19 protein-coding genes and 5 tRNA genes are annotated in these 19,063 nt (G+C 43.7%); all 24 read right to left on the bottom strand.

Going from position 1 to position 19,063, the window contains the following annotated elements; translation table 11 throughout:
- Nucleotides 1-85: 85 nt before the first annotated feature.
- The 24 genes from rplL to hemB all read right to left on the bottom strand — a co-directional run bounded on the left by rplL (nt 86) and on the right by hemB (nt 19,047).
- The gene (rplL, locus tag E4V70_RS03470; RefSeq protein ID WP_002947609.1) at nt 86-463 is read right to left on the bottom strand and encodes a 50S ribosomal protein L7/L12; all 378 of its coding nucleotides are present in this window, start codon (nt 461-463) and stop codon (nt 86-88) included.
- Between the two features lie 16 nt (nt 464-479).
- Nucleotides 480-962: a 50S ribosomal protein L10 gene (gene rplJ / locus E4V70_RS03475; RefSeq protein ID WP_002947610.1), complete on the bottom strand. Its 483-nt coding sequence runs from the start codon at nt 960-962 to the stop codon at nt 480-482.
- A 110-nt stretch (nt 963-1,072) separates the two neighbouring features.
- Complete coding sequence (gene rplA / locus E4V70_RS03480; protein ID WP_122861859.1) at nt 1,073-1,777, bottom strand: 50S ribosomal protein L1; 705 nt, start codon at nt 1,775-1,777, stop codon at nt 1,073-1,075.
- Nucleotides 1,778-1,899: 122 nt separating this feature from the next.
- Nucleotides 1,900-2,325 (bottom strand): 50S ribosomal protein L11, encoded by a 426-nt coding sequence (rplK, locus tag E4V70_RS03485; RefSeq protein ID WP_004322124.1) that lies wholly within the window; start codon nt 2,323-2,325, stop codon nt 1,900-1,902.
- 10 nt (nt 2,326-2,335) lie between these two features.
- A complete protein-coding gene (gene nusG, locus E4V70_RS03490) occupies nt 2,336-2,869 on the bottom strand; it encodes a transcription termination/antitermination protein NusG (protein WP_100067254.1) in 534 nt (177 codons plus the stop codon).
- Between the two features lie 6 nt (nt 2,870-2,875).
- Complete coding sequence (gene secE, locus E4V70_RS03495) at nt 2,876-3,055, bottom strand: preprotein translocase subunit SecE (RefSeq protein WP_122861858.1); 180 nt, start codon at nt 3,053-3,055, stop codon at nt 2,876-2,878.
- A 14-nt stretch (nt 3,056-3,069) separates the two neighbouring features.
- Nucleotides 3,070-3,145, bottom strand: a tRNA-Trp gene (locus E4V70_RS03500).
- Nucleotides 3,146-3,153: 8 nt separating this feature from the next.
- Nucleotides 3,154-3,324: a 50S ribosomal protein L33 gene (rpmG, locus tag E4V70_RS03505; RefSeq protein ID WP_004322121.1), complete on the bottom strand. Its 171-nt coding sequence runs from the start codon at nt 3,322-3,324 to the stop codon at nt 3,154-3,156.
- Nucleotides 3,325-3,377: 53 nt separating this feature from the next.
- Complete coding sequence (tuf, locus tag E4V70_RS03510; RefSeq protein ID WP_002947618.1) at nt 3,378-4,577, bottom strand: elongation factor Tu; 1,200 nt, start codon at nt 4,575-4,577, stop codon at nt 3,378-3,380.
- Nucleotides 4,578-4,640: 63 nt separating this feature from the next.
- Nucleotides 4,641-4,715: transfer RNA gene (locus E4V70_RS03515), tRNA-Thr, on the bottom strand.
- 133 nt (nt 4,716-4,848) lie between these two features.
- Nucleotides 4,849-4,925 (bottom strand) — tRNA-Gly (locus E4V70_RS03520).
- An 8-nt stretch (nt 4,926-4,933) separates the two neighbouring features.
- Nucleotides 4,934-5,018: transfer RNA gene (locus tag E4V70_RS03525), tRNA-Tyr, on the bottom strand.
- Nucleotides 5,019-5,075: 57 nt separating this feature from the next.
- Nucleotides 5,076-5,151 (bottom strand) — tRNA-Thr (locus E4V70_RS03530).
- A gap of 64 nt (nt 5,152-5,215) precedes the next feature.
- On the bottom strand, nt 5,216-5,824 hold the full coding sequence (locus E4V70_RS03535) for a response regulator transcription factor (RefSeq protein ID WP_122861857.1): 609 nt from the start codon (nt 5,822-5,824) through the stop codon (nt 5,216-5,218).
- A gap of 10 nt (nt 5,825-5,834) precedes the next feature.
- A complete protein-coding gene (locus tag E4V70_RS03540) occupies nt 5,835-7,244 on the bottom strand; it encodes an HlyD family type I secretion periplasmic adaptor subunit (protein WP_122861856.1) in 1,410 nt (469 codons plus the stop codon).
- 5 nt (nt 7,245-7,249) lie between these two features.
- Nucleotides 7,250-9,379 carry a type I secretion system permease/ATPase gene (locus E4V70_RS03545; RefSeq protein WP_122861855.1) on the bottom strand — a complete coding sequence of 710 codons (2,130 nt, stop codon included), beginning with the start codon at nt 9,377-9,379 and terminating at the stop codon, nt 7,250-7,252.
- A gap of 3 nt (nt 9,380-9,382) precedes the next feature.
- Nucleotides 9,383-11,314 carry a bifunctional diguanylate cyclase/phosphodiesterase gene (locus E4V70_RS03550; protein ID WP_122861854.1) on the bottom strand — a complete coding sequence of 644 codons (1,932 nt, stop codon included), beginning with the start codon at nt 11,312-11,314 and terminating at the stop codon, nt 9,383-9,385.
- The gene (locus E4V70_RS03555) at nt 11,315-11,980 is read right to left on the bottom strand and encodes a transglutaminase-like cysteine peptidase (protein WP_004322117.1); all 666 of its coding nucleotides are present in this window, start codon (nt 11,978-11,980) and stop codon (nt 11,315-11,317) included.
- A gap of 27 nt (nt 11,981-12,007) precedes the next feature.
- Nucleotides 12,008-13,750, bottom strand: a complete 1,743-nt coding sequence (locus tag E4V70_RS03560; RefSeq protein WP_122861853.1) for a TolC family protein — start codon at nt 13,748-13,750, stop codon at nt 12,008-12,010.
- Nucleotides 13,751-13,834: 84 nt separating this feature from the next.
- Nucleotides 13,835-15,088, bottom strand: coding sequence for a (Fe-S)-binding protein (locus E4V70_RS03565; RefSeq protein WP_122861852.1), 1,254 nt, complete (start codon nt 15,086-15,088; stop codon nt 13,835-13,837).
- 9 nt (nt 15,089-15,097) lie between these two features.
- Nucleotides 15,098-16,459 carry an oxygen-independent coproporphyrinogen III oxidase gene (gene hemN, locus E4V70_RS03570; RefSeq protein ID WP_122861851.1) on the bottom strand — a complete coding sequence of 454 codons (1,362 nt, stop codon included), beginning with the start codon at nt 16,457-16,459 and terminating at the stop codon, nt 15,098-15,100.
- Nucleotides 16,456-16,947, bottom strand: coding sequence for a DUF2603 domain-containing protein (locus tag E4V70_RS03575; protein ID WP_122861850.1), 492 nt, complete (start codon nt 16,945-16,947; stop codon nt 16,456-16,458). The genes hemN and E4V70_RS03575 overlap by 4 nt, the downstream gene beginning before the upstream one ends.
- Nucleotides 16,948-16,960: 13 nt before the next feature.
- Complete coding sequence (argF, locus tag E4V70_RS03580) at nt 16,961-17,881, bottom strand: ornithine carbamoyltransferase (protein WP_122861849.1); 921 nt, start codon at nt 17,879-17,881, stop codon at nt 16,961-16,963.
- Nucleotides 17,882-18,075: 194 nt separating this feature from the next.
- Entirely contained in the window at nt 18,076-19,047 is a 972-nt protein-coding gene (gene hemB, locus E4V70_RS03585) for a porphobilinogen synthase (RefSeq protein WP_122861848.1), read from the bottom strand.
- Between the last annotated feature and the right edge of the window lie 16 nt (nt 19,048-19,063).

Consider the following 19,063-nt stretch of genomic DNA (forward strand, 5'->3'; position numbering starts at 1 on the left):
AAAGAAAGTAAATAACCGCACGTCTGCGGCATCTTTGTAAAAATTAAATAAGGAGGCGTCGCCTCCTTTGTAAAAATAAGTGAAATTATTTAAGTTCGACTTTAGCACCAGCTTCTTCAAGCTCTTTTTTAGCTGCTTCAGCCTCGTCTTTGCTAACACCCTCTTTAATAACAGAAGGAGTTTGCTCAACTGCGTCTTTAGCCTCTTTAAGACCAAGACCTGTAAGAGCGCGAACGACTTTAATAACGTTGATTTTCTTGTCGCCGCCGTCAACTAGAACAACGTTAAATTCTGTTTTCTCTTCAGCTGCATCGGCTGCGCCGCCTGCTGCTGCGCCGCCTGCTACCATTACCGGAGCAGCGCTTACGCCAAATTTCTCTTCAAATTCTTTTACTAGCTCACTTAGCTCTAATACTGAAAGATTAGAGATAAATTCTAATACGTCCTCTTTAGTAATTGCCATTTTTTATCCTTTTATATTATGCTGATTTTTCTTTTTTCTCTTTAAGCGCATTTAGTCCAATAGTGAAATTTTGGATAGGCGCATTCCAAACTTGCAAAAGCATAGCAAGTAACTCATCACGGCTAGGCATCTTAGATAGAGCCTTGACCTTCTCGACGCTTGCAACTTCGCCGTCAATATGAGCGGTTTTGATTTTGAATAGTTCGCTGTTGGTCTCTTCAAATTTAGCCGCAACCTTAGTAGCTGAAAGCTGATCGCCCCAGATAAAGATATTTGTATCTTTTAAGACCATACCAGACTTTTCAACGTTATTAAGAGCGATATTTGCAAGAGTATTTTTTACGATTTGAACTTTTACGTTTAAAACTCTAGCAGCATCTCTTAATGCTTCTAGTTTTTTAGTGCTAAGACCGCGATAATCGCAAACTATAATCGCTTCATTTTCTTTAAATTCGGCCTCAAGTTTACTGATTATTTCAGATTTTTCGTTTCTCGTCATCTAGTTTTTCTCCTTTCCGACTAGTGATTTCAAGCAGAGCGGCATAAAAGCACGATTAAGCAAAAGCCTCTGCTATCTCCAATCTAAGATAAAAATTTATTAGCTAAAAATTAGCGTAGATCCATAAGCTCTTGAGTCTCAAGTAGAACAGAAGGGCTCATAGTTAATGATAAAGCGGCGCTCTTAATATATCTACCTTTTGCTGCCGCAGGTTTTTGTCTATTTACTGCTTTAATAAGGGTTGAAATATTATCGTTTAACTGTTCTTTTGAAAAGCTAACTTTGCCAAGACCGGCGTGTATATTTCCTTGCTTATCTACGCGGAAATTAACTTGACCGCTTTTTGCGTTATTAACCGCTTGAGCTACATCCATAGTAACAGTGCCTGTTTTTGGGTTTGGCATAAGACCTTTTGGTCCCAAAATTCGTCCTACTTTACCGACTAAGCCCATTAAATTTGGAGTGGCAATAAGAACGTCGAAATTCATAATTCCTTTTTGGATATCCTCGACAAGTTCATCGCTACCGACTATATCGGCACCAGCAGCTTTTGCTTCGTCGGCTTTCGCATCTTTTGCTATAACGGCTACACGAACGGTTTTGCCGGTTCCCGCAGGAAGCACAACTGAGCCTCTAACCATTTGATCTGCATGTCTTGGATCGACGTTAAGTTTTAATGCTATTTCGACTGTTTCGTCAAATTTAGCGCTTTTTAGTAATTTTACAGTATCGATAGCTTCTGCTAAAGAGTAAGCTTTAGTGGTATCAACTTTTTCAAGTAGCTTACCAAATCTTTTTGTAGTTTTTTTTGACATTAATTTCTCCGCATTTTTAAATTTTATGCTTCCACATTGCCAAATTTAAAACACACGCGTCATAAAATATTAACGCGTGTTTATAAATTTAACTTTAAAAAAATCCTTATGTGGTAAAAGGATTAGTCTACTACCGTAATCCCTATTGAACGAGCCGAGCCGGCAATAATTTTAGCTGCTTGCTCTCTATCTTTAGTATTTAAATCGGCAATTTTTTTCTCAACTATTTCAAGCACCTGAGCTTTTGTAAGCTTAGCTACTTTGTTTTTTAACGGATTATCCGAACCTTTTTCAATGCCTGCAGCTTTTTTAATTAAATCCGTAGCAGGCGGTTGTTTTGTGATAAATGTAAAGCTTCTATCTGCATAAACAGTGATAACAACCGGAACCCTAAAGCCAGCCATATCTTTTGTTCTTTCGTTAAATGCTTTACAAAATTCCATAATATTAACGCCTTGCTGACCAAGAGCCGGACCTACCGGAGGGCTTGGATTTGCTTTTGCAGCAGCAATGTGTAATTTAATTTCGCCTATAACTTTTTTAGCCATAAACTTCTCCTTATACTATCTTCTCGACTTGTGAATATAAAATCTCAACTGGAGTACTTCTGCCAAATATCGAAACATTTAGTCTTAGCTTTCCATGTATCATATCGTACTCTTCTACTATACCGGTAAAATTCGCGAAAGGTCCTTCTGTGATGCGAACATTTTCTCCATTATCGAAGAAAATTTTTGGCTTAGGAGCAGCTCGCTTTTGAACTTTTTCTAAAATTAAATTTATATCTTTTTCGCTTAACGGCGTAGGTTTTTTTGCCTCACCTATAAATCTACCGACCTTAGGAAGAGACTGAATTTTGTGCCAAAGAGCCGTATCCAAATCAAGATGCGCAAAAGCATATCCTGGATAAAGACTTCTTTCGTTTATTTTTTTCTTACCGTTTTTGATTTCTATTACATCTTCAGTAGGAACTATAATCTCTTTTAGTTGTTCTTCAATGTGATTATCTCTAACCAAATTTTCAATAGCTCTCTTTACGCTCATTTCGCTACCGGCATAAGTTTGAATCGCATACCATTTATGTGCCATAATTCAACCTTAAATCAGCTTTGAAAGAGAGAAAGACATAATTGCATCAACAAGAGCTAAAAAGAGCGAAACAATAGCCACTACGGCAAAAACTGTTATAAAAGCATTTCTTATTTGCTCTTTGAGCGGAAAAATTACCTTTCCAATCTCGGCGCGAGAAAGCTTTATATAATTTACTATTTTTTCCATTTTTAACCTTTTGATGGCAGGGCAAGAGGGATTCGAACCCCCAACCATTGGATTTGGAATCCAGCGCTCTACCGTTGGAGCTATTGCCCTAAAAAGCCTTAGCTCTTTAACTTAACTTCTTTATGAACAGTATGTTTTTTTAATCTTGGGCAATATTTTTTTAGTTCTAATTTTTCAGTTGTTGTCTTGCTGTTTTTTACTGTAGTGTAATTTATATCACCTGATTCAGAACATTTAAGACCAACTTTTATTCTATTACCTTTTGCCATAAATTCCCTTTGAAAAAGCGGAGAAGAATCTCCGCTAAAAATTATAAATTAGATTATGCCAGAATCTTAGAAACAACGCCTGAACCGACCGTTCTGCCGCCTTCGCGGATCGCAAAGCGAGTTCCCTCTTCAAGAGCAACTGGCGCAATAAGCTCAACAGTTATCTTTAGGTTATCACCAGGCATAACCATCTCTGTTCCTTCTGGAAGAGTGATAGAACCTGTAACATCAGTCGTTCTTACATAGAATTGCGGTCTATAGTTATTAAAGAATGGAGTGTGGCGTCCACCTTCTTCTTTTGTTAAAATATAAACTTCGCCCTCAAATTTAGTGTGAGGAGTAATTGATTTAGGTTTGCAAAGAACCATACCGCGCTCAACATCTTCTTTTTTTGTGCCTCTTAGAAGAACGCCTACGTTATCGCCTGCTTCACCTTGGTCCATTTCTTTTCTAAACATCTCGACGCCGGTAACTGTAGTAGTTTGAGTTGGTCTAATACCTACGATTTCGATGGTATCGCCGACTTTTACCACACCTTTTTCAATTCTACCGGTAACAACCGTACCGCGACCAGAAATAGAGAAAACGTCCTCAATAGGCATCAAGAAATCTTTATCTGTTGCGCGTACTGGAGTTGGAATATACTCATCAACTCTAGCCATAAGCTCAAGAACCTTTGCAGACCATTCGCCGTCTGTTCCAGCCTTAGCCTCATTAAGAGCTTGTAGAGCCGAGCCTGCTACGATTGGAGTATCGTCACCAGGGAAGTCGTACTCGTTTAGAAGCTCGCGAATTTCCATCTCAACTAGTTCAAGAAGCTCAGCATCGTCAACCATATCAGCTTTGTTCATGAAAACAACGATATATGGAACGCCTACTTGGCGAGATAGCAAGATGTGCTCTCTGGTTTGAGGCATTGGGCCGTCAGCAGCAGAAACAACTAGGATAGCACCGTCCATTTGAGCCGCACCGGTAATCATGTTTTTAACATAGTCGGCGTGGCCTGGGCAGTCAACGTGAGCATAGTGGCGATTTTCAGTCTCGTACTCGATGTGAGAAGTAGCGATGGTAATACCGCGCTCTTTTTCCTCTGGAGCGTTGTCGATATTATCATAGTCTTTTAACTCAGCAAGACCTTTTCTTGAAAGAACAGCAGAAATTGCAGCTGTCAAAGTTGTTTTACCATGGTCAACGTGACCGATGGTACCGATGTTTACGTGTGGCTTGTTACGTGAAAATTTTTCTTTTGCCATCTCTTCCTCCGTAATGATATTTGCAATTCAAATTTATGCTTAATTTTACTTCTCTAAAATCCGTGGAGCTCATAGCGGGACTTGAACCCGCGACCTCTTCCTTACCAAGGAAGTGCTCTACCTCTGAGCCATATGAGCGCTATAAACGCTTGGCGTTAGAGAATTTTTGAAAAGCATAAACAACTAAATGAAATTAAAAAGGTGTGCCGTAGAAAATGTATAAAATTTAATATTTTTATCATCTTACAGCTCCCAGTTTAGTTCCAAAATCTGGAGCGGGAAACGGGGCTCGAACCCGCGACCCTCAGCTTGGAAGGCTGATGCTCTAGCCAACTGAGCTACTCCCGCGCGTAGCATGGTGGTGAGACGTGGATTCGAACCACGGAAGACATAGTCAGCAGATTTACAGTCTGCCCTCGTTGGCCACTTGAGTATCTCACCCTATTTTAAAAAATAAATGCTTTGCAATGGTATTTCTGGTCAAACACTGTTATGAAATGGAGCTGGTGAACGGACTTGAACCGCCGACCCACTGCTTACAAGGCAGTAGCTCTACCAACTGAGCTACACCAGCATCCTGATTTATGAAAGTTGGATTATAGCCCAATTTCTTTTCAAAGTCAAGGTTTTTAAGAAAATTATTCCATTTTTTGCATCAATAAAATCAAATTTATCCTATCTTTCGCTCCTGTTTTTTCAAAAATAGTGCCTACATGCGCTTTTACCGTCCTTACGGTTATTTGTAAAATCTCAGCGATTTCTTGATTTGTTAGCCCTTTATAGACCAGTTGTGCTATCTCTTTTTCCTTAGTTGTTAGCTTTTCTAGCAAATTTGACGAATTTGAAGGCAAAATTTCCTTTGTCATCATTTGTATCATGCTTTGGATAAATTCCGGATAGAGCCAAACCTCGCCTCTTTCGATCGCTTCGAGCGCATCTTGAAAATGCACCTCAAGCATACGCGCGTTTGCATAGCCCTTTGCACCAAGGTGCAAAAACTCTCTACCTTCGTTAAATTTAGGCTCATGAGAAAGTATCAAAATTTTAATACCCTCCACCGTACTCAAAAGCTCTCTTGCTTCTTTGTCGGCATCCCAAATATCCACGCAAACTACGTCGTAGTCTTTGCTGTAAGCAAGCTCTAAAAAAATATCTTTTTCCTGCGTCGCTGTTACCTCGCTCGCAGCCAACTTATCTTTTATCTCGTTTATTACGGCTACATTTCCTGAATATGCCAAAATTCTCATATCCGCGCTCCTATCGTTCTCTCAAAGCGTTTTGTTTAGCTTTTAATATCGGTTTTAATAAATAATCAAGCACCGTTTTCTTACCGGTTATAATGTCGGCGCTAGCTATCATGCCCACCTTGATGCGAAGCGGTCTATCTTCGCTTCCTAGGTAATTTTTTTCGGTCGTTATCCTGACTAGATAGTAGCTCTCGCCAGTTTTTTCGTTTGTTTCCGTATCGGCTGAGATTTGCGTCACTTCGCCCTCTAGTCCGCCGTATATCGCAAAGTCGTAAGCGGTAAGCTTAACCATCGCTTTTAGTCCTTGGCGCAAAAACGCCACGTCCGCAGGCTTTACCTTTACCTCGGCTATCAAGCTATCCTCGACGGGGACGATCTCGGCGATGTCCATGCCCGGCTTTATGACGCCAGAGACGGTATTTACCATCAGCTTGCTTACTATGCCGTCCACCGGCGAGCGCACGAGCGTCCTTTCTACTTTGTCGCTTAAATTTACCTGGCTTTCGTTTAGCCTAGAAATTTCAGCCGAAACTTCGTTAAATTCTTTCTTTGCGCTATTTTGAAAGGCAAGCTTGGCTTCGGTTATTTTATTTTCTACCTCTTTTATCGTAGACTGCACTCTAGGGATAGAGAGTTTCGCCGCGCTTAGCTCGCCCCTTAGATCGTTTACGCGCCTTTGGAGTTGCAAGTACTCAACCTCGCTCACAAGCCCTTTTCTAAATAACGGCTCGGTTATCTGCTTCTCTTTTTGTAGTAGATTATAGCTGCTTTGAGTCTGGTCGATCTTGCTCTCAAGCTCCCTTAGCTCGCTTTGGCGCTGTTTTATTTGCTCCTCTAGGATGCCGATTTGCTCCCTTAGCCTTGCTTTGTTCGTATCGTAAAGACTCTTTTCAAATCCGACGAATCGGTCGTAGTCCTTATCTCCCGTCTCTTTCGCATCAAATTCCTCGTCGTTTGACTCGGCGTAAAGGCGCAAGTATTTTGCCTGAAGCTCGTTTAGTCTAAATTTGGACTCGCCGTAGACGCTAGAAAAGCTCTTGTCGTCGATTTTTAGCAAAATTTGATTTTTCTTTACTTCATCGCCCGCGCGAACGTAAATTTCCTCGATTATGCCGCCTTCCAAATTTTGTACGATCTGATTTTTGCCCGACGGGATGATCTTGCCGTTGCCGCGCGTGATCTCGTCTATCTGCGCAAACGACGCCCAAACCACGAGCCAAAAAACGGTTATAGCAACGATGTATAAAATTTTCCTAGATCCCGACGGCGCCTTAGCCAACACCGCCTCCGATAGGCTTGACATAAAACGAAGATCGTTTGCGTCGTAGTTTTTAGACTGAATGATCTTTTTTATATTTTGAGTCGAAGCTTCTAAATTTTGCCCGATATTTTCTTGTATTTCTAAATTTTTCTTATCCATGCTCGCTACTTTCCGCCAAGCTTAGCTAAAATTTCATCTCTCGGCCCGTCTAGCAGTATCTTGCCGTTATCGACGACGATGAGTCTATCTACTAGCTCGAGCAGAGACGTTTTGTGCGTTATAAGCAGCATAGTTTTATCTTTCGTGTTAAATTTGAGATTGTTTTTTAGCTTATTTTCCACGCTGCTATCAAGAGAATTGGTCGGCTCGTCGAGCAATATAATCGGACTATCTAACAAAAAGGCGCGCGCTACGGCGATAGCTTGGCGCTGTCCGCCGCTTATACCCTCGCCGCGCTCATGCACCGGCATATCAAAGCCTAGCGGATGCGCGTCTACGTATTCGTCTACGCCGCTAACCTTTGCCGCGCGTATAATCTGCATATCATCGACGTGCGGGGCTTTGTAGACGATGTTGCCTCTTACCGTGCCTTTAAACAAAACCACGTCTTGCGGGACGTAGCCGATATTTCGGCGCAAGTCGGCCGGGTCGATTTGATTTATATCGATGCCGTCTATCAGGATCGAGCCCTCAGTCGGCGAATAAAGTCCCAAAATAAGCTTTTCAATAGTGGTTTTCCCAGAGCCGTTTCTGCCGATGATGCCCACCTTTTCGCCTGCGTTTATAGTAAAATTTACCCTATCTAGCGAGGCTTTGGTGCTTTCCGGATAGGTAAAGCATACGTTTTTAAACTCGATCTTGCCGTTAAAGGTATTTCGGCGAACGAATTTTTTACCCTCTGGACGCTCGACAGGCATCTCCATTATCTTTTTTAGGCTCTCGTAGGCGGTTTTCGTCTGTTCGTAGTTTGCCAGCAGGCTCGCAAACTGCCCCATAGGAGCGATAGCGCGCGAGCTAAGCATCACGGCCGCGATGAGTCCGCCCATCGTGAGCTTGGTGTCTTGTATCATATATACACCAAAGACGATGATGCCGACCGTATTTAACTGCACGAAAAACGACGTAACCGTATTTATCGACGCCGAGATCAGCTTTGATTTTATGCTTTTATTTGCTATCTCGCCGGTAGCCTCTTCCCAGTTCCACTGTACGTTTCCGGTCGCGCCCATGGTTTTTATCGTCTCAAGACCGTTTAGCGTCTCGATCAAAATTCCGTTTTTCTTCGCGCTAGCCTCAAAAGTACTTTTTATGCTGGTTTGGAGCGGATTTTTGATAAAAAGCGTGTAGCAAAGCACGGCTGCCATAAAAAACAGCGGCACGACTACCAAGTAGCTCGCGATAAAATAAGTAATCAGCAAAAACAGAATCGCAAACGGAAGGTCGATGAGAACAGCCAAAGTGCTTGAAGTGAAAAAATTTCTAACCGTGTCAAATTCGCGCAGGTTATTAGCAAACGAGCCAACCGATTTTGGCTTAACGGAGAGCTTTATATCCATCACGCGCTCAAAAAGCAACGAGCTCATGATGATGTCGCTTTTCTTGCCCGCGACGTCTAGAAAATACGTGCGTATAAATTTTAAAAACAGATCGATAAGATAAACCACGCCCACGCCAAGAGCTAGTACCCAAAGCGTCTCTACGGCGTTATTTGGTACGACTCGGTCGTAAACGTTCATCGTAAAAAGCGGGCTGGCTAAAACAAACAAATTTATCACTATACTAGCTACGATAACGTCGATGTAAATTTTCCTCGAGCGCTTTAGCGTACCCCAAAACCAGTGGCTAGTTTTGGTGTCTATCAAATTTGGCTTATTATCCTCGGGGATAAATTCGCGCTTTAGCAGGTAGCTATAGCCCAGATACTCCTCTTTTAGCTTTTCGATTTCTATCAAATTTGAGCCGTTTGGCATATCGGGAGTTATGATTTTAGCGTGCGTTTTGCCCTCAAAACTCTCTAATATACAAGCCTTTTTCCCGCGTAAAAGCAGGATACAAGGCAGCACCAAGGGCGAGATATCCTCGACTCGTTTATTTACCAAACTTGAAACAAACCCTGCCCTAGCCGCCGCTCTGGTAAAAAGAGATTTCGAGCCGCTAAGCGAAAAAAGCTCGATATCTTCGTTTTCGTTAGTCGGTAGCCCGGCCACTAGCGCATCGGCGGTATATGGGTTGTTGTGCAGCTTGGTAAATATCACCAAACAATCAAGCAGTTCGTCGTTTTTCTTTTCTTGCATTTTTTATCCGATATTTTCTATTTGAGATATGAAAATTCCCTGCAAATAGTCGATTTCTAGGGTATGCAGTCTCTTTTCTTGCTCTTCGTTTTCTACGCCCATAGCTATGATTTTTACGCCCTTGCTTCTCATCATCGCTTCAAACGAGCTTCTTTGCTCCGACGTTCTCTCACCCAAAAAGTCTATCAAATTTGCCACCGGGATTTTGACGTAATCAGGGCTAACGGCATTGAGCCTTTCGATACTTTTCGCGTCAAATCCGAAGTGATCTAGTCCAAAGCCAAAACCGAGCGCGCGCAATCTCTGGTGAAGTCCGTCAAGAACCGCCACGTCTATGTCGTCTTTGTTCGGGATCTCGATAAAAATTTTAGCAGGCGCATATCGTCTTATCTTTTTGAGCGCATTTTCAAGCTCGGTAAAGTGCTGAGTAGAGTTTAAGATATCCTTGCCCAAATTTAGCGCATATTGCATAGTTTTAAGCTTGCCGTCTCTTAGCATATCGGCAAATTTGTTTAAAACGTAAAGGTCGATATCCACCGCCATCTTTAGCTCGTTTACCATCGGCATAAAGTAGCTCGCCGTCTGCCATCTACCCTCGCCGTCGACGAGTCTGATAAACAGCTCGCAGTGCGCTATTTCAGCAAAATTTGACGCCACTTTTTGTCCCGCAAATTTAAACATACCGTTTTTAAGAGAGGTTTCGATGAGCTCTTTATACTCCTCTTTTCCTAGCATGATCTCTTTGTCGCTCTTATAGATCAGGGAGGAGAAATTTGAGCCCTCTTTAGCTCTTGCTAGCGTGATGTCGGCCGTTATGAGCACGTCTTTTAGCGGAGTTTTCGGTCCGTAAGGCACGATCGCGGCAAAGACCGGGTGCTTGTCCATATCTACGTTAAATTTGATAAATTCTTCTTGTATCGTTAGTAAAATTTTATCGGTTATGGCTTTGACGTTTTGCGTCGTTAAATTTGCGGCTACGATCATAAAGTCATCGTCGTTTAGCCTAGCTCGCAGCATACCTATGGCATTTTGGGATATTACTGACGCGATAGTTTTTATAAGCTTTTGCTGCGCGTTAAAGCCGATCTCTTGTTTTAGATCTCGCAAATCTTTGCAAGTTATCATCGATGCGGCGCCGCTTGAATACTCCTCGCTCGAGATATAATCTTTAAAGTTATTTTGTAAATACCTTCTGTTAAAAAGTACGGTTTCTTCGTCTTTATAAAGTAGCTCTTCGTATTTGCTTAGCGTCTTGGCGCTTTGCTCAAACACGTCCTTAACGCGCGTTATCATCACGTTCATCGCAAGGACGACCTGCCTAATATCTAGCGTAAAAGGAATTTTTTCCTGTAAAATAAAACTGTTTTGCAGTATGGCCTCGGCTTGCTTTTGAACCTTTTTGAGCGGGATAAAAATTATCTTTACGCCAAAATAACTAATAAGCAGAGCCGATAGCGACATCACGAAAAGCACGAAAAATACCTTTTTAACTATGTTGTAAAGCTCGTAATAAGCGATACCGGTGTTGCTTTGTACGTAAATAGTGCCGAATTTACTCCAGCCGAGCATTATCTCGCTTTGCGCCACCGGAGCTTCTAGTTTTACGTTTTTTACGAACCACTCGGGAACGCTATTTACCACTAGAGGCTGCGAGTTTTCTATCAGCGTCTCGCCATCTACTCCGGCTAGCTTTATCATCGAGTAGTATCCGCTGTCAAATACCGAATTTATCATCGTTTCAATGCCGGATAAATCATTTGGATTTGCTACCGACGCTATGGCAAGACCTAGCGAATTTGCCGTATGCTTGGCGTTAGTGCCTAGCTGAGCGGAGATATAGTCGTTCGTCGTCGTAAAATTTAAAATCCCGACGGCTACGAAAATAACCAACATAAAGGAAATTATCGCCAGCATTATTTGTTTTAAAAGCGTCATCTATCCGTCCTCTTTCATTCTGTCGACTAAATTTAGCCATTTTGGATTTTGTTTTTTGTTTCCGCCGGGGATGGCCTGCCCCAAGCCTTCTTGTTTTGATAAAAATAGCGAATCGCCGTTAAAACTATAAACGGGCGCTAAGTCTTTTCTTTGCGTAGCTATTTTGATGTTTGGGTTGATATTGTCTAAAACTAGCGGTATGGACTTTGGGCTATCATAATAAGATAAAACCATGTGCGCTTGGTTGTAATCAAGCGCTTTTACGTAAGTGAAATAAAGCTTTTGCGTGGAAACGCCGAGCTGCTTTAGGGTGAAGTACTTCGCCGTAACGAAATCCTCGCAATCCCCGGCGCCCTTGCCCAAAAACTCCATTCTCGTAGCCCAGTAGTCCTTTTGCCCCCAAACTTCCCTGTCGTCTTTCCACTGTAAGCGGTTAAAAAAATCATTTACTTTTACGAGTTTTTCTTGCTCCGTGGCATCCTTTAAGCTCACCATGAGCTCGTTTAAGGCAACCACTCTTTTTTTGGCGTTTTGGCCGTAAACTTTAGCGATCTTGTCGTAGGTGGAGGCTTTTATAAACTCGCCTCCCGCAAAAATCGCGAACACAAAAAGGGCGCTCGCTAAAAACGCCCTCCTGTATTTGCCCGCGCTTATGCCAAATTTCATAAAATTTATCTAAATTTTAGTCTAAGACTATCTTAGGTCCTCGGCTATCGAGCACGCGCCTTGGATATATTTTTTAGCAAATCCAGGCTCAAAGCTATCGGTAATCATGCCCATATTATCAAGAAGCCTAAATTTAGCATATAAAAGCTCTTTTTGAGTATTTACGATCTCAACCAAAGCGTTGTTGTATTCGCTCTCGGCATCAAGCAAATTTATAAGATCGCGTCTGCCGATCCTAAACTCGTCCCTATACGCATCAAGCGTCTCTTTTGCGTATTTAACGTGCTCGTTTAGATACTCGAGTCTTTTTTGATTTAGCACGTAAGTCTGCCATGAAAATTTAAGACTCTCCGAAAGCTCTCTTTTTACCCTCTCAAGCCCGTGAGACGACTCGGTAACGGCTAGAACGGCTTTTTCTTTCTCTAGCTTATCTGAGTTTTTGTTGTAAAGATTATATTTTAGTCTTAGCAAAACGTCGTAAGAGGTATCTTTATAATCGTCGTAAAATACATCGTTTCTCTCGTGATTTGCGCTGGCTTCAAGATCCACCTTCGGTCTAAAAGCAGCGTTTTTCTCATTAACGACCGATTGATTCATTTTTATGTTTGCATCTTGCAAAAGAACGCTCGGGTTACATTTCATAGCGATGTTATATACCGCGCTTTCGCTTCCCGGTAGCGGCAACTCAAAGCTTGGAGCGACCAAATTTTCCGCCGCGATTCCTTTGCCGTAAAGTTTCTCAAAGGTGCTTAGAGCGTCGTTATAGTTATTTTCGCGAGAGATCAAATTTGCCTGAGCTAGCGTAAGGCGAGAACCGGCCTGTCTCTCCTCGGAGCCTCTAGCAAAGCCCGAGCTTGTTCTATCTTTGATTTGAGAGTAAATTTCCTCGTGAGTTTTTACGTTTGATTGTGCGATCTCTAGCAACTCTTTAGTTTGAAGCACGGTGATGTATGCGTTTGCAAACTCAAGCGTAAGTCTGTCGGCTTTTTGCGCTACGCTATAAGCGGCCGCATCCATCCTGTGGCTTTGAGAGATCATTCTGTTTTTATCGGCTCCGCCGTTGTATAAATTTTCCGTTAGCGTCGCGTTTGCCGTAAGCCTTTTGCCGCTACCTTTTTGTACGGTTATGCCGTTATCTATTTTTTCTTTTCTGTAGCCGTAAGTTCCGCCGATATCAAATGTCGGATAGTAGGCGTTATTGGCGATATTTAGGTCTTTTCCGACTTGCATATAGGCATATTCGGTCTCTTTTAGACCCGGGTTTTCAAGAAGTAAATTTTTAACCGCCGTGTTTAGGCTCACTTGACCGCTCTCTTGCGCGCCGTTTTCAAGGTAGGCAGCTCCCATCGGTTCCGGCGCTTCTTTAAACGTCAAATCTTGTTTTTTTCTTAGGCCAGGCTTTGGAGCTTTAGCGGCATCTTTGCTTTCGCCAAAATTTTGCGTTTCATCGCCTGAAGAAACAGAGTCTTTAGCAACTGCGCTATAAGCGTCTACGTATCCTGCTGCCTTGATTTTAGCCGTTAAATTTTTAATGCTGTCTTTATCTAAAGACTTGGTTTTAACGGCTACGGCACGGTATTTACCGAAAGTTCCGCTTACTACTTTTTCCACTCCGTCAAAGTCACCTACCTTGCGCTCTACGCTAGCTCTGGCACTCTCTATCGCTTCTTCTTTTACGTCGTCGCCGAAGCTGCTCACAAATACGTTATATTCGTCATTTGCGAACAACAAACCGCAAACTAAAAAGCTAATCGCTGCTGCTTTTCTCATAGAAATCCTTTGTAATTTATTTTAAATTAACGCTGATACATTAACCCGCGATTATATATTATAAAAAATAAAAAAGTTATAAATTTACAAAAGCGCTTTTGCGATTAACTCTATCGGGTTTTCGCATTTCACGTCTGAGCCGCCGATATGTAGCGCATTTGAAATTTGCATTTTACAGGCGCTACACTCTGCGCTTACGATTTTTGCGCCCGAGTTTTTTATCATCTCGGATTTTCTTTGTCCGGCTGCGCGGCTTAGATGATATTTTTCAGACTGCATCGTCACTCCGCCAAAACCGCAACACTCGTTTGGATCGCTCATTTCTGTTATTTCGTAGTTTTGAGCGAGCAGTTTGCGAGGCTCTTTAAAGACGCCTTGCATTTTTCTAGCGTGACAAGGGTCGTGATAGGTCACGGAGGCTAAATTTTTGCCTTTTTTAGCCAAAATTTCAGCCAAATTAGTAAATTTCTCAAAGTACTCCGTCGCTAAAAATATCTTCTTGCTCACCGCCTTTGCACGCTCTCGCCACTGCTCGTCATCGTGAAAGAAGTGCTCGTAGTCGATCTTTATCATCGCCGAACAGGTCGCCTCAGGCACGATGATAGCGTCTATCTCGCCCAGCATTTTTTCAAAATACTCGATATTTCGCTTTGCCAAGACCTCAACCGTCGCAAAATCTCCCGTAAAATACGCCGGTGCGCCGCAACAGGCCTGTTTTTTCATCAAATTTAAATTTAACCCAAGCTCACGCGCGATCTTAACCAGAGCCTCGCCGATGCCTGTATACGCGTAGTTTCCCATACAGCCGATAAAAACGCCGATGGTTTTATCGCCGCCGTTATCGATAAACTCGGCGTGCGAGTTTAAAAAGCTCTTTTTGCTAGCAGTGGGCAAAAGCCGCTCTTTTTTCACCATCGGCAGGCTAAATCTCGGACTCATCGCGCCTTCGCGGATCTTAAACGCACAGCTTTGAAACACATATCCCAGCCTCGCACAAAAGTCCATCACCGCGCGGTGGCGAAGCAACCAAAAAAACGCTTTTTTGTACCACGCGATACCAAATTTATCCGCGATATCGCGGCGGACGTTTTCTATCGCCGTATCCACGCGCAAGGAGTTTGGGCATACCTCGACGCAGTTGGTACATAAAAAACAGCTCTCAAAGATATTTTTCGCGCTTTTATCTAGCTTTAGCTCGCCGCGCTCGTAAGCTCCCACGAGATCCAAAAAGCCGCGCGGAGAGGTCGTTTCGTCGGAGTTTATCTTGTGGATCGTGCAGACTTGGATACATTTGCCACATTTTACGCATTTATCTGAAATTTCGCTAAATTTAAACATATCCGCCCATCAAACCGTTTTTGAAAATCGGCGTAAATTTTCCGGTATTTTTTTCAAATACGCGTCAAAGCACATCGCGATATTTCGGATGATTAGCGTGCCGGTCTCGTTTACGCTGATTTTTTCGGGCGTTACGGTTACGAATTCGCTCAAATTTTCAAGCTCGACCAAATCATCCTTAAAATACTCGAAAAATTTGATGTCAAATTTGGCCTCGACCGCCTTGATATCGAGCGCAAAGTTGCTCATCAGGCTCATTATCACGGCTTTTCTGATTAGATCGTCATCGTTTAGATATATGCCCTTGCAGTACGGCAAAACGCCGCTATCTAGGGCCTTTTCGTATTCGTCCATGTCCTTGAAATTTTGAGCGTAGTATCTTTGCCCCTCGCCGATGCTAGTTAGCCCGATGCCGATGAGATCGGCTCCGCCCTTAGTCGTGTAGCCTTGGAAATTTCGATGAAGCGTGCCGTTAGCAAGCGCGCCGAAAAGCTCGTCGCCAGGCTTTGCAAAGTGATCCATTCCGATCATTTTGTAGTCGTTTTTGATAAAAAACTCGGCCGTGTATTTTAAAATTTCAAGCTTGATTTTAGGGCTAGGCAGAGTCGCTTCGTCAAATTTGCGCATAGATTTTTTTATCCACGGCACGTGCGCGTAGTTAAACACCGCCAGGCGGTCGGGAGATAGCGTCAGAGCCTTATCCAGCGTCGCTTTAAAGCTCTCTAGCGTCTGATACGGCAGGCCGTAGATCAAGTCCATATTTATCGAGTTTATGCCCTTAGCGCGCGCTATATCTACGGCGTTTTTGGTGATCTCGTAGGGCTGGATGCGGTGGATCTCTTTTTGCACGCGCTCGTCAAAGTCCTGCACGCCGTAGCTGATACGGTTAAAGCCGTGAGAAACCAGCACGTCAAGCTGCTCACGAGTTAAAAATCTCGGATCGATTTCGCAGCTGTTTTCAGCCTCGGGCGAGAAGTTTTTAAATTTACCTTTTATCATTTTTATGATTTCATCTAGCTGATCCGCGCCGTAAAACGTCGGGGTGCCGCCGCCAAAGTGCATTTGTAGCACAGGCGCGCTCGTGTCGAGATTTGCCGCTAGCAGATCGAGCTCTTTTTGCAGATACTCCATATAGCGCGTTTTGCGATCCTCTTTGCTCGTATAGATCACGTTGCAACCGCAAAAATAACAGGCACTGCGGCAAAACGGCAGGTGCAAATAAAGCGAAAGCGGGCGTGAGGCGTCGCGGTTTTTTAGCTCCCGCAGGTAGTCCTCGTAGCTAAATTTATCGCTAAACTCGGGCGCGGTCGGATAGCTCGTGTATCGCGGTCCCGGGCGCGAATACTTCACGTAAGCGTCAAAATCTATCATAGCGTTTTATTCCTCGCATTTTTCATTATATTCTCCATATCGACGAACAAATTCGGATACTGCTTTTTGATACCCTTTACCAGTTTTTCCAAATTTACGTCTATGCTTTTTTTATTTTTATTTTTTGCGGCGATCTTACGTATCTCGTCCATCGCAACGACCCAAACGTCGGCGAAGTCTATCGGCACGTTTTGCCAGATCGTCTTTTCAAGCCTTAGCTCGAAATTTTCTTTTTGGACGTTGCGGTAGGCTTCGATGAGCTGCGAGAGCGATTTTAACGAAACCATCGTGTGTAAATTTTGATTTTCGTCAATACCGAACCACGGCTCCACCCCGTCCCACGAGCCGCTTTTTAGGCTAAGGCTCATTTGACTCGGATCGCTTGTCGGCACGATCTCAAATATCGTTTTTTCGCCCTCTTTTATCCCGAGCTCGCCTGAGATTTCATCTATTTTTTCGTATGTTTTTTGTAGATTTTTTTCTTTCATTTACTTCCTTAACTTACCCGTTTCTGCGGCGATCGAGCCAAACCATCACGCCTTTTTGCGCGTGCAGGCGATTTTCGGCTTCGGCAAAAATCTCATCCGCATGCGCTTCAAAAATCGCCTCGCTCACCTCGTATCCGCGGTAGGCCGGCAAGCAGTGCAAAAATATCGCGCCAGACGTGGCTAATTTCATCAAATTTTCATCCACGCAAAATCCGGCAAATTCTCTCAGGCGCTTTTCTTTTTCCGCCTCTTGCCCCATCGAGACCCAGGTGTCGGTAGTGACGACGTCGGCGCCCGAGACGGCTTCTTTTACGTCATGAGTTAGATAAATTTTAGCTCCCGAAATTTTAGCATTTTTCATCGCTAAATTTAGGATTTCGCCGTCCGGCTCGTAGCCCGCGGGCGTCGCGATTCTTAGCTCTAAGCCGAGTTTAGAGGCAAGCATCAGCCACGAGTGAGCCATGTTGTTGCCGTCGCCGACGTAGGCTACGCATCCGCCCGCGTCAAATTCCAGCATCGTGAGGTAGTCCGCCATCAGCTGCGCTGGGTGAAATTTATCGCTAAGGCCGTTTATCACGGGCACTCGGCTAAATTTGGCAAATTCCTCGAGCGTCTCGTGACGATTAACGCGAGCCATGACGAGGTCGCACATTCGCGAGATCACGCGAGCGGTATCTTTTATCGGTTCGCCGCGCCCGATCTGGATATCGCTCGAGCTGAGAAACAGCGCGTGTCCGCCAAGCTCGTTCATCCCCACATCAAAGCTTACGCGCGTTCTAGTCGAGCTTTTCTCAAATATCATCGCTAATTTTTGATCTTTGAGATACGGTTTAAAATCTCGCGCCTTTGCCTCTTTTTTTATCTCGCGCGCCAAATTTATCATTTCTAAAATTTCGTCTTTACCGAAGTCGTTTAGCGTCAAAAAGTGTCGCATTTTGCCCCCCCTTAAATTCCCAAATTTGCCCAAAAATTTTTAAGGCGAAGTATCGCGAGATAGATTTGCTTGTTTCCTACTTCGCTACGCTTGTAGCTAAATAGAAGAAGTAAATTTCGTCCCAAGATAAGGCATGCAGCCTATCGCAGGGCGAAATTTGCGAAATTAAGCAAAAATACTCGCGAGACAAGCCGCTATTTTCTTAGTAAAGCGGCGGCTTCTTTAGCATGATAGCTTATTATCAAATCCGCCCCCGCTCTCTTAAACCCGACTAACGTCTCCATCATCACGCGCTCATAGTCGATGACACCGGCTTTTGCCGCAGCTTTTAGCAGGGCGTATTCGCCGCTCACGTTATACGCGCAGATCGGCAGCCTCGTCGCTTCGCGCAGATCGCGGATGACGTCTAGATACGCAAGGGCGGGCTTTACCATCAAGATATCGGCCCCTTGCGCCTCGTCCTCTAGGCTCTCGCTCACGGCCTCTAGGCGGTTTGCGCTATCCATCTGGTAGCTTTTTCGGTCGCCGAAACTCGGTGCTGATTCCGCTACGTCGCGAAACGGCCCGTAGTATGCCGAAGCAAATTTGGTCGAATACGCCATAATCGGTAAATTTTCATATCCGCTCAAATCCAGCGCCCCGCGCAAGGTAGCGATGATGCCGTCCATCATGCCGCTTGGAGCGATCATATCGGCGCCGTTTCTAGCATGGATCAGCGCTTGTTTGGCAGAAATTTCCAGCGTCGCGTCGTTATCGACGGTCTGGTGGACGTGATCTAGGATACCGCAGTGGCCGTGATCGGTGTATTCGCAAAAGCAAAGATCGGTTATCACGACGAGATCTGCAAATTTATCCTTTATCGCCCGAAGCGCGGTCGCTATGATGCCATCATCGCTTAGAGCGTCGCTGCCTACGCTATCTTTTAGGCTAGGGATTCCAAACAATATCACCGCTTTTATGCCTAAATTTCGCACGATTTCGCACTCTTTTAAAATTTCGTCCAAACTCATCTGAAAGACGCCCGGCATCGAGCTTATCTCTTTTTTCACGCCATTGCCTTCGACGACGAAAAGCGGATAGATAAAATCGCTCGCCGCAACGCTATTTTCGCGCACCATCTCTCTGATAGCGGGATTTATCCTGAGTCTTCTAAAACGTTTAAACATAATTTTCCTTTTACTT

It is taken from the genome of Campylobacter showae (assembly GCF_900699785.1).
Taxonomy (GTDB): Bacteria; Campylobacterota; Campylobacteria; order Campylobacterales; family Campylobacteraceae; genus Campylobacter_A; species Campylobacter_A showae_D.

Bases quoted from the DNA above. Each gene is read 5' to 3' on its own strand.
- rplL (WP_002947609.1), bottom strand. From the start codon at position 463: ATGGCAATTACTAAAGAGGACGTATTAGAATTTATCTCTAATCTTTCA.
- rplJ (WP_002947610.1), bottom strand. From the start codon at position 962: ATGACGAGAAACGAAAAATCTGAAATAATCAGTAAACTTGAGGCCGAA.
- rplA (WP_122861859.1), bottom strand. From the start codon at position 1,777: ATGTCAAAAAAAACTACAAAAAGATTTGGTAAGCTACTTGAAAAAGTT.
- rplK (WP_004322124.1), bottom strand. From the start codon at position 2,325: ATGGCTAAAAAAGTTATAGGCGAAATTAAATTACACATTGCTGCTGCA.
- secE (WP_122861858.1), bottom strand. From the start codon at position 3,055: ATGGAAAAAATAGTAAATTATATAAAGCTTTCTCGCGCCGAGATTGGA.
- rpmG (WP_004322121.1), bottom strand. From the start codon at position 3,324: ATGGCAAAAGGTAATAGAATAAAAGTTGGTCTTAAATGTTCTGAATCA.
- tuf (WP_002947618.1), bottom strand. From the start codon at position 4,577: ATGGCAAAAGAAAAATTTTCACGTAACAAGCCACACGTAAACATCGGT.
- E4V70_RS03535 (WP_122861857.1), bottom strand. From the start codon at position 5,824: ATGAGAATTTTGGCATATTCAGGAAATGTAGCCGTAATAAACGAGATA.
- E4V70_RS03540 (WP_122861856.1), bottom strand. From the start codon at position 7,244: ATGGATAAGAAAAATTTAGAAATACAAGAAAATATCGGGCAAAATTTA.
- E4V70_RS03545 (WP_122861855.1), bottom strand. From the start codon at position 9,379: ATGCAAGAAAAGAAAAACGACGAACTGCTTGATTGTTTGGTGATATTT.
- E4V70_RS03550 (WP_122861854.1), bottom strand. From the start codon at position 11,314: ATGACGCTTTTAAAACAAATAATGCTGGCGATAATTTCCTTTATGTTG.
- E4V70_RS03555 (WP_004322117.1), bottom strand. From the start codon at position 11,980: ATGAAATTTGGCATAAGCGCGGGCAAATACAGGAGGGCGTTTTTAGCG.
- E4V70_RS03560 (WP_122861853.1), bottom strand. From the start codon at position 13,750: ATGAGAAAAGCAGCAGCGATTAGCTTTTTAGTTTGCGGTTTGTTGTTC.
- E4V70_RS03565 (WP_122861852.1), bottom strand. From the start codon at position 15,088: ATGTTTAAATTTAGCGAAATTTCAGATAAATGCGTAAAATGTGGCAAA.
- hemN (WP_122861851.1), bottom strand. From the start codon at position 16,459: ATGATAGATTTTGACGCTTACGTGAAGTATTCGCGCCCGGGACCGCGA.
- E4V70_RS03575 (WP_122861850.1), bottom strand. From the start codon at position 16,947: ATGAAAGAAAAAAATCTACAAAAAACATACGAAAAAATAGATGAAATC.
- argF (WP_122861849.1), bottom strand. From the start codon at position 17,881: ATGCGACACTTTTTGACGCTAAACGACTTCGGTAAAGACGAAATTTTA.
- hemB (WP_122861848.1), bottom strand. From the start codon at position 19,047: ATGTTTAAACGTTTTAGAAGACTCAGGATAAATCCCGCTATCAGAGAG.